Here is a 13,606-nt window from a genome sequence, read left to right on the forward strand (position 1 = left end):
CCATGGGCGCAAGCATTCTCACCGCGCGGAACCTCAGCAAAGTGGTTCCCAGCGCGGAAGGTGAACTGACTATCCTGCACGAACTGAGCCTGGAACTGAACAAGGGCGATAGCCTGGCTATCGTCGGCAGCTCCGGCTCCGGTAAATCCACCCTCCTCGGCCTGCTCGCCGGCCTCGACCTGCCCAGCAGCGGTGAAGTCACCCTCGCCGGCCAGGCCCTCAGCACCCTCGACGAAGACCAGCGCGCGCGCATCCGTGCCGAACACGTGGGCTTTGTGTTCCAGTCGTTCCAACTGCTCGACAGCCTCAATGCTCTGGAGAACGTCATGCTGCCGTTGGAGCTGGATGGCCGCAAGGACGCCCGCGAACGCGCCAGACACCTGCTGGAGCGTGTCGGCCTCGGCCAGCGCCTGACCCACTCCCCTCGCCAGCTTTCCGGGGGCGAACAGCAACGGGTGGCGATTGCCCGCGCCTTTGCCGCCGAGCCGGACGTGCTGTTTGCCGATGAGCCGACCGGCAACCTCGACAGCCACACCGGTGAGCGCATCAGCGACCTGTTGTTCGAGCTCAATAAAGAAAGCGGCACGACCCTGGTGCTGGTTACCCATGACGAGCGCCTGGCTCATCGTTGCCGACGCCTGATCCGCCTTGAAGCCGGCCTGATGGTCGCCCCCCTGGAGCCTTGATGGCACGTTTGCCGCTGTTGCGCCTGTTCAGCCTTGCCCTGCGCCAATTACTGCGCGATGCCCGCGCCGGCGAATTGCGTGTGTTGTTCTTCGCCCTGTTGGTGGCCGTGGCGGCCAGTACCGCCATCGGTTATTTCGGCGCCCGCCTCAACGGCGCCATGCTGTTGCGCGCCACTGAGTTCCTCGGCGCCGACCTGGTACTCGAAGGCAGCTCACCGGCACGCCCCGAACAAATCAGATCCGGGACCGAGCTGGGCCTGGATCACGCCCGTGTGGTTGAGTTTTCCAGCGTCATTGCCACCGACAATGGTATCCAGCTCTCCAGCATCAAGGCGGTCAACGAGCAGTATCCGCTACGCGGTGAGCTTAAGAGCGCAGCAGCCCCCTTTGGGGATGAAACCCCGGGCGGCGGGCCGAAACCCGGTGAAGCCTGGGTCGAATCGCGGCTGCTGACGGCACTGGACCTGAACGTCGGCGACAGTATCGATGTGGGCATGAAGACCTTGCGCCTGGCACGTGTACTGACCTACGAACCGGATCGCGCCGGCAACTTCTATAGCCTGACGCCCAGGGTAATGATCAACCTGGCGGACCTGGACGCCACCGGTGTGGTCCAGCCGGGCAGTCGCGTCAGCTACCGCGAGCTATGGCGTGGCCCGCAGGCCAGTACCGCGCTGCAAACCTATCGAGACCTGATCAAGCCGGGGCTCGCCGCCAACCAGCGTCTTCAGGACTCACGGGACGGCAACCAGCAGATCGGCGGCGCCCTGGGCAAAGCCGAGCGCTACCTGAACATGGCCAGCCTGGTGGCCGTGCTGTTGGCCGGCGTGGCCGTGGCCCTGTCGGCCAACCGCTTTGCCACCCGCCGTTTCGACGCCAGTGCGTTGCTACGTTGCCTTGGGTTATCGCGACTCGAGGCCATGCTGCTGTTCAGCCTGCAATTGAGCGTACTGGGGTTACTGGCGAGCCTGGCCGGCGCCCTCCTCGGTTGGTTGGCACAGTTTGGCCTGTTCTATTTCCTGCACGACCTGTTGCCGGCGGACGTTCCACCGGGTGGACTGTTGCCGGCCATTGCCGGGATCGGCACCGGGCTGGTTGCTCTCGCGGGTTTCGCGCTGCCACCGTTGGCCGCCCTCGGTCGCGTACCGCCGCTGCGAGTGCTGAGGCGCGACCTGCTGCCTATCCCGTCCAGCACCTGGATGGTCTACGGCGCCGCGTTGTTCGCCCTGGGCCTGATCATGTGGCGCCTGAGCCTCGACCTGGTGCTGACCTTCGCCCTGCTGGGCGGCGGCGTGGTTGCCGCGCTGGTTCTGGGGGGCTTGCTTCTGCTGCTGTTGCAGAGCCTGCGACGCCTGTTGGCCCGGGCGTCCCTGCCGTGGCGCCTGGGCCTGGGCCAACTGCTGCGCCACCCGCTGGCGGCGGCGGGCCAGTCCCTGGCGTTCGGCCTGATCCTGTTGTCCATGGGCTTGATCGCCTTGCTGCGTGGCGAATTGCTGGACACCTGGCAAAACCAGCTGCCCAAGGACGCCCCCAACTATTTCGCCCTGAATATCCTGCCGGCCGATAAGGAAGCCTTTGGCGCCCGTCTGCTGGAAGTGCAGGCGCAATCCGCGCCGCTGTACCCGGTCGTGCCAGGACGGTTGATCAGTATCAATGGCGAGCCGGTACAGGAAATAGTCAGCAAGGACTCCAGTGGTGACCGCGCCGTACAACGGGACTTGAGCCTGACCTGGGCCGCCGACCTGCCGCCGGGCAATACCCTGACCGAAGGCTCATGGTGGTCGCAACAACCCACCGATGGAATTCCAGGAGTCTCGGTAGAGGCCAAGGTCGCGCAGAGCCTCAAGCTCAAGTTGAACGATCACCTGGTGTTCACCATCGCCGGGGAAAACCGTGAGGCGCGGGTTGCCAGCCTGCGAACCATCAACTGGGATAACTTCCAGCCGAACTTCTTCATGATTTTCCAACCGGGAACCCTGACGGACCTGCCGGCCACCTACCTGACCAGCTTCTACCTCGCGCCAGGGCATGATCAGCAGATCGTTGATCTGTCCCGCGCCTTTCCGGCGGTGACCATCCTGCAGGTCGAGGCGCTGCTGGAGCAACTGCGCAGCATCCTCGCCCAAGTGACCCTGGCGGTGGAGTACGTGTTGTTGTTTGTGCTGGCCGCTGGGATGGCGGTGCTGTTCTCCGGCCTGCAAGCCACCTTGGATGAGCGCATTCGCCAAGGTGCACTGCTGCGAGCACTGGGCGCGGAGCGCAAGCTGCTGGTCAAAGCACGGCGCATCGAGTTCGGCTTGCTGGGCGCAGTCAGCGGCTTGCTGGCGGCGCTGGGTACCGAGTTGGTGACGTGGGTGCTGTACCGCTATGCCTTCGACCTGGCCTGGCAACCGCACCCCTGGCTGTTGCTGCTGCCTGTGATCGGCGCCGTATTGATCGGCGGTGCCGGCGTGTTCGGCACACGCCGTGCGCTGAACGCGAGCCCGCTGACGGTATTGCGCGAGGGCTGAGCGGTCCATGACCCGCCTGCCTCACGGGGGGGCGGGTCAACGTCGCTTACTTCACGTACTCGATAGCGGTGATCCACCAGCACACCTCACCTCCAGGGGTCTGCACGATGGCCTCATCGTCGACTTCCTTGCGCAGCAGCGCACGGGCCATCGGTGAATCGATGGAGATATAGTCCATCCGATCATAAATCTCGTCATAGCCGACGATACGAAAACGCTTGGTCTCGCCCTGCTCGTTTTCAATCTCGACCCAGGCGCCAAAAAACACCTTCCCTTCCTGCTCGGGCATGTATTCCACCACACGCATGTCTTCCAGGCGCTTGCGCAAGTAACGCACCCGCCGGTCGATTTCACGCAGCAGCTTCTTGTTGTACTGATAGTCGGCATTCTCGCTGCGATCCCCCAGGGAAGCAGCCCATGTCACCTTGCGCGTGGTATCCGGACGCTTTTCGCGCCACAGGTAATCCAGCTCTTTCTTCAGCGCTTCATGACCTTCTTTGGTTATCAGCTTGGTACTCAAACGCATGCATCCCCAGGCAATGTCCATAGATGCCGATAGGCCAGGAAATCACACCCTGGCGTCGGTTCGCTGGCAGATGATAAATGAACCCGAGAAAGTAGCCAGGCCGGTCTAACCATCCAAGGCCTGATCCAGTTCAAGCAGCACACCTCGCAGGCTCTGGCGCAGGCCCGATACTTGCGAGGTCATCACCTTCAGGGCCTCGGTTCGCTGACTGACTGCCAGGGACTGGTCATGCAGTTGGGCGGTGCGCTGCTCCAGATCCCGGGCCTTTTCATCCAACTGGGCTTGCTCCTGCTGCAATCGGGCCTGCCATTGATCAAGCGCCGCGTCCCTCTCCACTGCAGCGAGTTTCTGTTGGGTCAGCTCCTGAGCGACACGAGCGAGGTTGTTCAACGTACTGCCCACTTCGGACAAAGTACCGTCATCCGCGGGTGCCGGAAGCTGCGGCTGCGGCTGCGGCGCCGCGGGGCTTGGGACAACAGGTGCATCCTGAGCAATGGCCACAGGTGCGTCAAACGACATCTCTCGGGGCTCTTCTACAACAGGTTCATGTACAGGCTCGGGTGAATTCCCCCTGACAGGTGAACTCATTTTCGACGAGAAACGGATGGAAGGCACAATCAATGAAGCACTTTCGATTGCCGGCATCACTGGCGCAGACATTCCCCAGGTGATCACTTTCATCACCAGTGCCTTCTTGATGATCACCGAGTGATGTTCTTCGGGCCTTGCAGGCGGCAGCTTGCAGCCTTTCAAATCAATAAAGTGATATGGAACCTGAGTTTCGGTAACACCCGCCTTGGCGCCTGCCGCCACCGATGTAAGAATCTGCTTGAAGACATGCATTGCCACATGCAGGTCTTCCTTGGACTCGACACCGCCCAGAAAATACCGATCAAGTTTTTTGCGCAAGGCTGCGATATAAACTCTGGAACTCGCCGGCTCAACCTCTTCATCCAAGCTATAGACAAGGAAGTTGGAGGCAATCTGACCTACAGCAAACCCACAGAGCAATGCACCGTTGACCGGAGCATCCTGACCGTCGCGTTCAAGAACAAGGGTACGTAGAAGCATCATGGTAATCGGGCCTCCTTACAAAATTCGAAAAGTCTCTATAACTTTCAGACATTCACTCAACAATTAAAGGTTAAAAATACAAAACAATTGTTTCAGCGACCTGCCTGGCGCGCACGTAGGAGTTTTCCTATTAATGCAGAGCGGCGTTCCCAAAAACAGCTATTACTCGTACCCTTTTCAAACTCTCCTCTTCTACGACCACACCACGCTAAATGATCGAGATAATCAACCTGACAAAACATTCAAACAATAAAAAAATAATCAGCGATTTTTCATTCAGCGCAAATAAGCAGGAATGCCTGGGACTATTCGGCGAAAATCCTACAGTTAAAACAGCCCTTCTCGATGTAATATCGGGCTCAAGCACTCCTTCCAGCGGGCATATAAACATTCAAGGCTTCAGTACTAAAACCCACCCATTTAAAACAAAAAAACTCATAGGCTATCAACTGCATAGGAGTGTCAGTCATCCTACGATGTCGGTTAAAGAGTTCCTTGACTACATCGCAGCCATTCGCGGACTGCGCGGCACCGAAAAACGCGCTCAGGTGGAATATGCCGCTACACGTTTGGAATTGTTGCCGGTGCTCAACGCGCCCCTCGAGGCTCTCTCCATGGGGTTGGAACGCAAAGTCGCCATTGCCCAGGCCATCCTGCACACCCCGGCCTTGCTATTACTGGATGAACCGACCGAAGGGCTGGCATCTGATCAGAAATACAAACTCAGAAGCCTCATCCAGTCATTGACGCAGGAAATGACAGTGATCGTCGCTTCCCGACACAGCGATGAATTGTCCGAATTCTGTACGCGCGCGCTGGTTATCGCAGGCGATCGTCTGGTGGCCGATGCCCCCATGCCGGATTTGCAACGCGACTCTCGCCATTTCCAGGCGGTCACCCTCACCGCAGATGCCCCCTTGGATCTGCTGGCTCTCGCCGTACTGCCAGGGGTGGCAGGCATTGAAGAACATCGACACGCGCCCGGCACGGTGACGGTCCTGGCTATGCCGGGGCACACCATCTACCCCCATATCAATACGCTCATCGCCAATCGCCGCTGGAAAATCAACTCACTGAGCGTGGAGCCTGGTCGCCTCAGCGACGTAGTTCACCATCTGAGCCGAGAGATCCGCCGTTGAAACTGCTGCCCGTCATTTTCAAGCGTCAACTCGCCCACTATGCCGGAGCACCCGGCACTTATCTGAGCATTGCGATTTTTTCAGTACTGTCCGTGGCATTGGGGTTGCACATGAGTGCGTGGCCAGAACAGGACAGCGGTCACTTGCAGATTTTCTTCCAGCTACACCCCTGGCTCTATTTGTTGCTGATTCCTGTACTGGCGGCACAACTCTGGTCGGACGAGTCCAATGCCGGCTTTCTCAACCTGATGAAAACATTGCCCATCACCACGTTTGAATGGGTTATTGGCAAATTTTTAGCAGCCTGGGTCGTGGCGGGTACCGCCCTAATGCTGACCTTCCCTCTCGTGATCATTGCCAACTACCTGGGCGTGGCGGACAACAGCATTATTGCCTCGCAATTTTTGTCGAGCTGGCTGCTGGCTGGCAGTTATCTCGCCGTCGGTTTTTTTATTTTCACACTGGTGCGCCAGCGCACAGTCCTTTTCATACTGACAGTGGTCTTAATGCTCATCGTCAGCGCGCTCTCTTATTTACTCGATACACTTGAACACCAAGCGCCAATTGTGGCGGTAGACAGCTTGGTTTCCCTCAGCCCTTTTTCGAGATACAGCGCTATCGACAACGGGAAGTTGACACTTCGCGACACGCTTTACTTCATCAGCATGATCTTAGCGTTTCTCGCAGCGACGACCGTAACTCTCAACTACAAACACAGCTGAGAAGGAAAGCCCTCCATGCGACCTACTCTGCGCACCGGCATGACACTCACTGTCATCCTGTTACTATTCCTGGCGTTTAACTTAGTTTGGGTAGGAAAGATTCCGGATATTCGATGGGATTTCTCACAAGGAAAAACTCATACCCTATCGCCTCAAGTACGACAGCTACTCGCGTCATTGGAAAGTCCTATGGATTTGTATTTTTTCAATGCCCATGACGCCCCTGAGCGAAGCTACGCCTTGAAGCGCTATGGCAAGCGCATCGAAGACCGGTTGATGGAGTACGAAAAAGCAGCGAAAGGCATGATCAACCTGCACCTTATAGATCCCATGCCTTTTTCAGAAGACGCCTACAAAGCCAAGTTGTTTGGCCTCGACAACAATGGGGGATTCATGGGCCTGATCGGTACCCGAGCCGGCTACGGGGCACAACGTATCGAATCATTCAGCTTGGACCGTGAGCCATTGCTCGAATATGAAATCAGTCATTTGATCTACAAGTTGCAGCATCCGGAGCGCCCCGTTATCGGACTGCTATCAGGGGTGGCGATGGGAGAATCCTCTGGTCGATTGTTGAAACAACTGCAGCGACATTTCAATCTGGTCAATCTGGGAGCGGCCACCGACCCCGTACCGGAACAGGTCAAGACGCTCATGGTCGTGCATCCACAGGCGTTACCTGAGCAAGCGATGTATCAGATTGAACAGTTTGTCTTGAAGGGCGGTAAGTTGATGGCATTTATCGACCCCCTGAGCGAGCAAAGCTCGAACACCACATCCGCCAACAACCGACTGCCTGATTTGCTTGCCGCTTGGGGGATACAGATGCCAGCGGACAAATTTCTGCTGGACCACCGCTACGCGGCGTCGCCTCCCCCTGTGAACGGGAAGCTCACAGTGCAGCTTCCGGGCCGGTTGACCCTGCCCCGGCAGGCGATGAAGACAGACGACCCGAGCACCTGGAAATTGAATACCGTGACGGTATCGAGCAGCGGCGCGCTCTTTCGCCGCCAGAAAGGTCGCACCACCCTGACCCCTCTTCTATACAGCTCCGGGCAATCCGAGTTGCGGGAGACCAAGCGGCTTGCCTCAGCACCCGAGTTCGATTCAGCGGCCGATGAGGCCTCCAGCCAAGCGCAACGCCATGTGATTGCAGCCCGTATAGAGGGGCCTGCCTATTCAGCATTTCCCGATGGCATTGAAGGACAGCCGGCAGGTGTGCAAAAAGCGGCGCAGGTCCATGTGGTGGTGGTCGCCGACACCGATTTGCTCACGGATCAAGTCAATAGCCCAGCGCCCGACAGCAACACGTTGTTTATCTTGAATACGCTGGATAACTTGTCCGCCGGTGATGTACTGACCACCATTCGCCCGCGCGCGCCGGCGCAACGATCGCCGAACAGGCTGGACCAGATGCGCGACAGCGCCGCACACGCTTACGCACAGAAGGCGACTGAATTGGAACAACGCCTGCTACGAACGGAACAGGAATGGCAAATGCTGCGCCCAACGCAGATCACACTCGGCTCCCAGACAGTAGACACCACCACCCAATTGGTTGCACTCAACAAGGAACGCCTGCGCTTACCAATGGAATTACATGCCTTGAGGGCCGAGGCATACGCGCAGGTACATCGCCTGGAGTTCGTCATAAAAATGGTTGTGACCTTGGCGATCCCCCTGACGCTATGCCTGGTTGCCTGGGTGGTTTTTCGCTGCAATCGACGGCGTCGACTACAGGCGGGAGTCGCGCTCTACTGAGCGTTCAACGCCTTGCAATCAGGCCCTGCCGGGCAATGCGGGTCAATTGTCGGATGACTTCCTGCGCGTCGCTGGCGCTGGGGGCCTGGATAACCGCAAGATCGAAGCTGTTATTCGCAAACCGGGCAAGAGAATCGCCATCTTCCACAAACTGAATCAAGAATGCCGATGGCCGTCCGCTGCGACGTGGCCACCCGTCCAGATAACGTAAGAGCGTAGGCTGATGCTTGCCGCCCAGGAGGATTTTTGGATTGCGTTGGGTGAGGTCCGCGGTGATCGGGGCCAGGCGTATCAGGGGGCGTAGTGCATTCATCGTGTCGTGTCTCTGCCTCAAAAGTCTGCGGGCAGGTGAGAGGCAACACCGAACCAGCGCTTTAGCGGTATTTCGAAGTTGCCTCCTCAGGGGAAAACTGGCTTCTGTCGGGTTCTATCAAGACCCTGTGGCGCCCCGCAATTAGCTGTTTAAATCGGCGCATGCGCAGCATCCTAGAGAAGCCGGTGGGGCGGTGTCAAGAATCCCGAGCAACGAAAAGGCCCACACAGTGGTGGGCCTTTTCAGAGTTTTGCGCAGGTGTCAGTTGGCGATGGCGCGGTCGGCAGACAGTTTGCCAGCACCTTCCAGCAACACCGCCAGGGAGCCGCCCAGCAGGGCCAGTGCGAACTCATAACCGTTGTTGGCCATGAACAAGCCGTTATGGATATGCACCGAGAAGATCGCCACCAGCGACAGAATGGTCAGGCCCAATGCCGCCGGGCGTACCAGCAAACCGATGATCAGTGCCAGGCCGGCAAAGAACTCGGTTCCGCCAGACAGCAGCGCCATCAGGGTGCCCGGCGCCAGGCCAATGCTTTCCATCCACTGGGCGGTGCCCGCCAGGCCATAGCCGCCAAACCAACCGAAGAGTTTTTGCGAACCATGGGCGGCAAAGATGATGCCGACGACGATGCGCAGGATGGTCAGGCCGTAGCCGGCACGAGTGGACAGTACGCTTTTGATCATTGGGCTCATGGGGTGGATCCTTTTCGAAGTAGGGGTTGGTTGGCCGCCATATTAATCAGTTTAAACAATGATAAAAGCCGAAAAACTGCCGGATTAACATCGAAAAAATAGATTATTTCCGTGAGGCGATTTTCGGCGCCGACGGTTCCAGGGACTCTCGCTCCCGATCAAACGCCAAGTAGTACTTGTTGACGCTGTTCACATAGCTGACGGCCCCCATCCCCACCTGCTCCATGGCGATGCGTTCCACCTGGAAAAACCATTGGTTGGGATTCAGGCCCCGGCGCCTGGCCTCGGCGCGCATGCCCTGCACCCGCTCCGGCCCCATGTTGTACGCGGCCAATACGAAGGCCATGCGCTCGCGCTCGTTGAGCTTGGGGCTGGCGAAGAATTTGCGACGGATCAACGCCAGGTAACGCGCGCCGGCCTGCACATTGCTGTCGAGATTTTCGATGTTGTTGACGCCCACCCGCTGCGCTGCCGAAGGGGTGATCTGCATCAGGCCGGTAGGGCCGCCGCTGTTACGCGCACCCGGGTCGAAAGCCGACTCCTTGAACGCCAGCGCCGCGAGGTTCAGCCAGTCCATGCCTTGCTCACGGGCGTGCTTTTGCAATACCGGGCGCAGTTTTTCCAGGCGCTGGCGGTCGACGCGGGCCAGCGGGTTGCGCACCTGGTAGAGGCGCCGATAGATGCGTTGGAATGCCACATCCTGGTCGGACGGCGTGCGATAGGTCTTGAGAAATCGGTCAATACTGGCCCGCAGCATCGAGGCGTCCTGGCGCACAAACCAGTACTCGTCGCCCGGTTCGCTGATTGCCACTTGCTTGTCGAAGCGCAACTTGGGCAGGATCTTCGACCAGCGTTCGGCAATCGGCTTCTCGACGATAGTCAGGTGAAAAATACCCGCCTGGACCATCTCCAGCACATCCTCAACCGCGAGGGTCGGGTCCACCCATTCCACTTTTACCGGCGGCTGTTTGTGCAAGGCCAGCTTCTGGTTGACCTGGCTGATGGCATCCGCCGCCGCGCTGCCGGTGGTCAGCGCCAGGGTACGTCCGGACAGTTGCTCCAGCTTGGTAAACCGCCGCTCCCCCTTCACCCCCACCAGCCATAACGGCACACCGCTGGCGATCGGATCACTGGTGCTGATCTTGTGTGCGGCCTTCACATCCAGCAATTCACCGGGGGCCACCAGGTCACCTTCGCCACGGGCCAATGCGCCGAGCAGTTGGTCCTTGGCCTTGGGAATGATCTTGAGGTTGATTTCCTGGCCATCCCGGGCGTGGCCATTGAGGTATTGCTCGAACGCACGCAGGCGATGGTATTCGACACCAATGGCCTGGCCCTGGACTTCGCCGGAACTGTTACGGCTCTGGTTGACCAGTACACGCAGGGTGCGACTCGAGCGAATCTCCGCCAGATCGCGCACCTTGCCGGGCCTGGTCACTTCCAGTGGCCCGTCCAGACGTGCGAGCGCCGCTGCGGGCAGCAGCAGCGTCAGGCACAACATAAGCAACGCCGAGGGTCGGATCATCCGCTCTCCGGAAAGAATACTGGCCAACACCCTCGCGAAAAACGAGTTGTTGGGGTCAGAAACAGAGCGCTTTAAGCGCTGGCAAGACGCGCAACGGTGGCACAGTGCAAGGCGTGCAGCCAATCACGATGTCACTTGCGACGTTCAAAGACAGCTATAACTCGTTGTAGTTCTTAGTTTTTCTTATAAATCTACAGCTCTGATATGCTTTCCGGCCGCAGGCGGAGATAGCACCATGCAACTCATTGATATCGGCGTCAACCTGACCAACCCCAGTTTCGACGAGAAGCACCAGGCCGTTCTCGACCGCGCCTATGCCGCCGGGGTGCAACAATTGGTGCTCACCGGCACCAGCGTCGACGGCAGCGAACAAGCCTTGGAGCTGTGCGTCAACCTCGATGACAGCGGCCAGCGCCTGTTCAGCACGGCCGGCATCCACCCCCACTCCGCCAGCGATTGGAACGGCGATAGCGCCAGGCGCCTGCGTGGTTTGCTCAACGAAAGCCGCGTGCGTGCAGTGGGCGAATGCGGGCTGGATTTCAATCGGGATTTCTCTCCGCGCCCGCAACAGGAAAAAGTCCTCGAAGAGCACTTGGCGCTGGCGGTTGAGCTCAAACTGCCGGTGTTTCTCCACGAGCGCGACGCCAACCAGCGCCTGCTGGAGATCCTCAAGGACTACCGCGACCACCTGAGCGCCGCCGTGGTGCATTGCTTCACCGGCGAACAACCGGCGCTGTTCAGCTACCTCGATCTCGATTTGCACATTGGCATTACCGGCTGGATCTGTGATGAGCGTCGTGGGACGCACCTGCATCCGTTGGTCAGGGAAATTCCCCGTGGTCGTCTGATGCTGGAAAGCGATGCGCCCTACCTGCTGCCGCGCACCCTGCGTCCAAAGCCGAAAAACGGCCGTAACGAACCCGCCTATCTACCGGAAGTGCTGCGCGAAGTCGCCCTGCACCGCAACGAAACGGCCGAGGACCTGGCTCAGCACAGCACCGCCTGTGCCCGCACGTTTTTCGGGCTGCCTGCCGTGGATTGATGCGGTGCATTGACCCATGTCAAAACCGCTTTTCTGAGTAGCGGCACAATAATGGCACCTTGCCAATGCTGTTTCCGCTATCAGAGAAAACCTTCCATGGGTGCCTGGCTTAGCAATATCTCGCTGAAATACAAATTCTGGGCCGTCAACGCGGTCGCCTTTATCACGACCCTGCTCCTGGTGCTGTATGCCGTGCATCTCGAACAGCAGTCGCGCAGCCATGCGTCCCAGGCCTCGGCACAGGCCCAGGCGCAATTGCTCGGAGCCTGGCCGGCCGACAAGACCCTGCCCAAGAGCGAGCACTGGCTGACGTTTGCCCGCGGCCAGGTCCCACAGCTGGCCGATCAGGATCTGTCAGCCCTGAGCAGCAACACGGGTTGGGTCGAACTCAACCCCATGCCGCTGTTCGGCGAAAACACGCTGATGGGCGCCGAAGTGATCGCCCGCCCTGATGGGCAGTACATCGCCGTGCTCGCCCGCGCCCCCAGCCTGAGCCAGGTATTCAGTGAACGCTTCGCCAACTATGCCGTGGCGGTGCTGATCCTGATGCTGGCGATGCTCTGCGCCTCCCAATTGCTGATCCGCTTCCTGCTCAGCCAACTCAACACCCTCAAGGACGTGATGCTGCACGTGGAGAAAACCGGCGACCTGTCGGCCCGCGTGCCATTGGCCTGCAAGGATGAAGTCGGCCAGATGGCCAGCGCCTTCAATGCCATGCAAGCCGGTTATCAGCGCGTGGTCAGCACCGTGGCGCGCACCGCCAAGCTTCTGGACGAGGGTGCCGCTCGATTGGCCAGCAGCATGAACGAGGTACAACACGGCATGCTTGGCCAGCAAAGCGAGACCGACCAGGCCGCCACCGCCATCAACGAAATGACCGCCACCGTCTACCACATCGCCCAACATGCCGGCGCCACCCGCGACTTGTCCCAGTCCGCCGATACCCTCGCTGGCAGCGGTCAGGACGTGGTCACCCGCGTACAGCATTCAATCGCCGGCCTGTCTTCCGGCGTGCAACAGACCGCCGAAATGATCCAGAAACTGGCCGAAGACAGCCAGAAAATCAACAGCGTGGTCAGTGTGATCCACAGCATCGCCGAACAGACCAATCTGCTCGCCCTCAACGCCGCCATCGAAGCTGCTCGCGCCGGGGAAATGGGCCGTGGGTTTGCCGTGGTCGCCGACGAAGTGCGCAACCTGGCCAAGCGCGTGCAAAGCTCCACCGACGAAATCACCCGCATGGTCTCGGCGCTGCAGGCCGGCACCCGCGACGCGGTGGACTTCATGCAGGAAAGCTCGTTCAAGGCCGACGACTGCGTACAACAAGCCCTGGAAGCCGGCACAGCACTCGCCGAAATCACCAGCGCCGTGGCGCAAATGCGTGAAAGCAACACCCAGATCGCCGTCGCCGCCGAACAGCAAAGCCACGTGGCCGAAGAGATGAACCGCGCAGTGGTGAGCATTCGTGATGTGACCGAGAACACCGTGCAACAGACGGTGGATTCGGCGACCACCAGCAATGAGCTGGCAACGTTGGCTGGTGAGTTGAGCAAGGCGATTGGGCAACTGAAGCTGTAGGGCTTCTCCACCTGTAATCCGACTCCTACGATCG

General features: G+C 59.2%; 12 protein-coding genes. 7 read left to right on the forward strand and 5 right to left on the reverse strand.

Annotated elements, in window-relative coordinates:
- The first annotated feature begins 2 nt into the window (after positions 1-2).
- On the forward strand, positions 3-686 hold the full coding sequence (locus tag AC07OT_RS12240) for an ABC transporter ATP-binding protein (RefSeq protein ID WP_005786391.1): 684 nt from the start codon (positions 3-5) through the stop codon (positions 684-686).
- Positions 686-3,196 carry an ABC transporter permease gene (locus AC07OT_RS12245; protein ID WP_495101270.1) on the forward strand — a complete coding sequence of 837 codons (2,511 nt, stop codon included), beginning with the start codon at positions 686-688 and terminating at the stop codon, positions 3,194-3,196. Before AC07OT_RS12240 ends, AC07OT_RS12245 begins: the two co-directional genes overlap by 1 nt.
- 46 nt (positions 3,197-3,242) lie before the next feature.
- Here the strand turns inward: AC07OT_RS12245 and greB are convergent, their stop codons facing one another.
- On the reverse strand, positions 3,243-3,716 hold the full coding sequence (gene greB / locus AC07OT_RS12250; RefSeq protein WP_027606972.1) for a transcription elongation factor GreB: 474 nt from the start codon (positions 3,714-3,716) through the stop codon (positions 3,243-3,245).
- 111 nt (positions 3,717-3,827) lie between these two features.
- The gene (locus tag AC07OT_RS12255; RefSeq protein ID WP_495108167.1) at positions 3,828-4,796 is read right to left on the reverse strand and encodes a hypothetical protein; all 969 of its coding nucleotides are present in this window, start codon (positions 4,794-4,796) and stop codon (positions 3,828-3,830) included.
- Positions 4,797-5,008: 212 nt separating this feature from the next.
- Here AC07OT_RS12255 and AC07OT_RS12260 point away from each other — a divergent pair, with 212 nt between their 5' ends.
- Genes AC07OT_RS12260 through AC07OT_RS12270 form a run of 3 tightly spaced genes read left to right on the forward strand, consistent with a single transcriptional unit; the run spans position 5,009 to position 8,418 of the window.
- Complete coding sequence (locus AC07OT_RS12260; RefSeq protein WP_141157110.1) at positions 5,009-5,935, forward strand: ATP-binding cassette domain-containing protein; 927 nt, start codon at positions 5,009-5,011, stop codon at positions 5,933-5,935.
- Positions 5,932-6,657, forward strand: coding sequence for an ABC-2 transporter permease (locus tag AC07OT_RS12265; RefSeq protein ID WP_495108168.1), 726 nt, complete (start codon positions 5,932-5,934; stop codon positions 6,655-6,657). The genes AC07OT_RS12260 and AC07OT_RS12265 overlap by 4 nt, the downstream gene beginning before the upstream one ends.
- Positions 6,658-6,672: 15 nt before the next feature.
- A complete protein-coding gene (locus AC07OT_RS12270; RefSeq protein WP_495108169.1) occupies positions 6,673-8,418 on the forward strand; it encodes a Gldg family protein in 1,746 nt (581 codons plus the stop codon).
- Positions 8,419-8,422: 4 nt separating this feature from the next.
- Here AC07OT_RS12270 and AC07OT_RS12275 read toward each other — a convergent pair whose 3' ends face one another.
- From AC07OT_RS12275 to AC07OT_RS12285, 3 genes are all read right to left on the reverse strand, one after another.
- Positions 8,423-8,731: a hypothetical protein gene (locus tag AC07OT_RS12275; protein WP_065924423.1), complete on the reverse strand. Its 309-nt coding sequence runs from the start codon at positions 8,729-8,731 to the stop codon at positions 8,423-8,425.
- A 261-nt stretch (positions 8,732-8,992) separates the two neighbouring features.
- Complete coding sequence (locus AC07OT_RS12280) at positions 8,993-9,427, reverse strand: DoxX family protein (protein WP_027606966.1); 435 nt, start codon at positions 9,425-9,427, stop codon at positions 8,993-8,995.
- A gap of 103 nt (positions 9,428-9,530) precedes the next feature.
- Entirely contained in the window at positions 9,531-10,952 is a 1,422-nt protein-coding gene (locus tag AC07OT_RS12285; RefSeq protein WP_141157106.1) for an MltF family protein, read from the reverse strand.
- Between the two features lie 235 nt (positions 10,953-11,187).
- Here AC07OT_RS12285 and AC07OT_RS12290 point away from each other — a divergent pair, with 235 nt between their 5' ends.
- Together AC07OT_RS12290 and AC07OT_RS12295 are read left to right on the forward strand one after the other, a co-directional pair.
- Entirely contained in the window at positions 11,188-11,994 is an 807-nt protein-coding gene (locus tag AC07OT_RS12290) for a TatD family hydrolase (protein WP_495108170.1), read from the forward strand.
- Between the two features lie 96 nt (positions 11,995-12,090).
- Positions 12,091-13,572 carry a methyl-accepting chemotaxis protein gene (locus AC07OT_RS12295; RefSeq protein ID WP_495108171.1) on the forward strand — a complete coding sequence of 494 codons (1,482 nt, stop codon included), beginning with the start codon at positions 12,091-12,093 and terminating at the stop codon, positions 13,570-13,572.
- Positions 13,573-13,606: the final 34 nt, after the last annotated feature.

Source organism: Pseudomonas sp. GW821-FHT09C10 (genome assembly GCF_059418085.1).

What these genes read in the sequence shown, in the direction of transcription:
- AC07OT_RS12260 (WP_141157110.1), top strand. Translation starts at nt 5,009, where the DNA reads ATGATCGAGATAATCAACCTGACAAAACATTCAAACAATAAAAAAATA.
- AC07OT_RS12290 (WP_495108170.1), top strand. Translation starts at nt 11,188, where the DNA reads ATGCAACTCATTGATATCGGCGTCAACCTGACCAACCCCAGTTTCGAC.
- AC07OT_RS12270 (WP_495108169.1), top strand. Translation starts at nt 6,673, where the DNA reads ATGCGACCTACTCTGCGCACCGGCATGACACTCACTGTCATCCTGTTA.
- AC07OT_RS12240 (WP_005786391.1), top strand. Translation starts at nt 3, where the DNA reads ATGGGCGCAAGCATTCTCACCGCGCGGAACCTCAGCAAAGTGGTTCCC.
- AC07OT_RS12295 (WP_495108171.1), top strand. Translation starts at nt 12,091, where the DNA reads ATGGGTGCCTGGCTTAGCAATATCTCGCTGAAATACAAATTCTGGGCC.
- AC07OT_RS12280 (WP_027606966.1), bottom strand. Translation starts at nt 9,427, where the DNA reads ATGAGCCCAATGATCAAAAGCGTACTGTCCACTCGTGCCGGCTACGGC.
- AC07OT_RS12245 (WP_495101270.1), top strand. Translation starts at nt 686, where the DNA reads ATGGCACGTTTGCCGCTGTTGCGCCTGTTCAGCCTTGCCCTGCGCCAA.
- AC07OT_RS12285 (WP_141157106.1), bottom strand. Translation starts at nt 10,952, where the DNA reads ATGATCCGACCCTCGGCGTTGCTTATGTTGTGCCTGACGCTGCTGCTG.
- AC07OT_RS12255 (WP_495108167.1), bottom strand. Translation starts at nt 4,796, where the DNA reads ATGATGCTTCTACGTACCCTTGTTCTTGAACGCGACGGTCAGGATGCT.
- AC07OT_RS12275 (WP_065924423.1), bottom strand. Translation starts at nt 8,731, where the DNA reads ATGAATGCACTACGCCCCCTGATACGCCTGGCCCCGATCACCGCGGAC.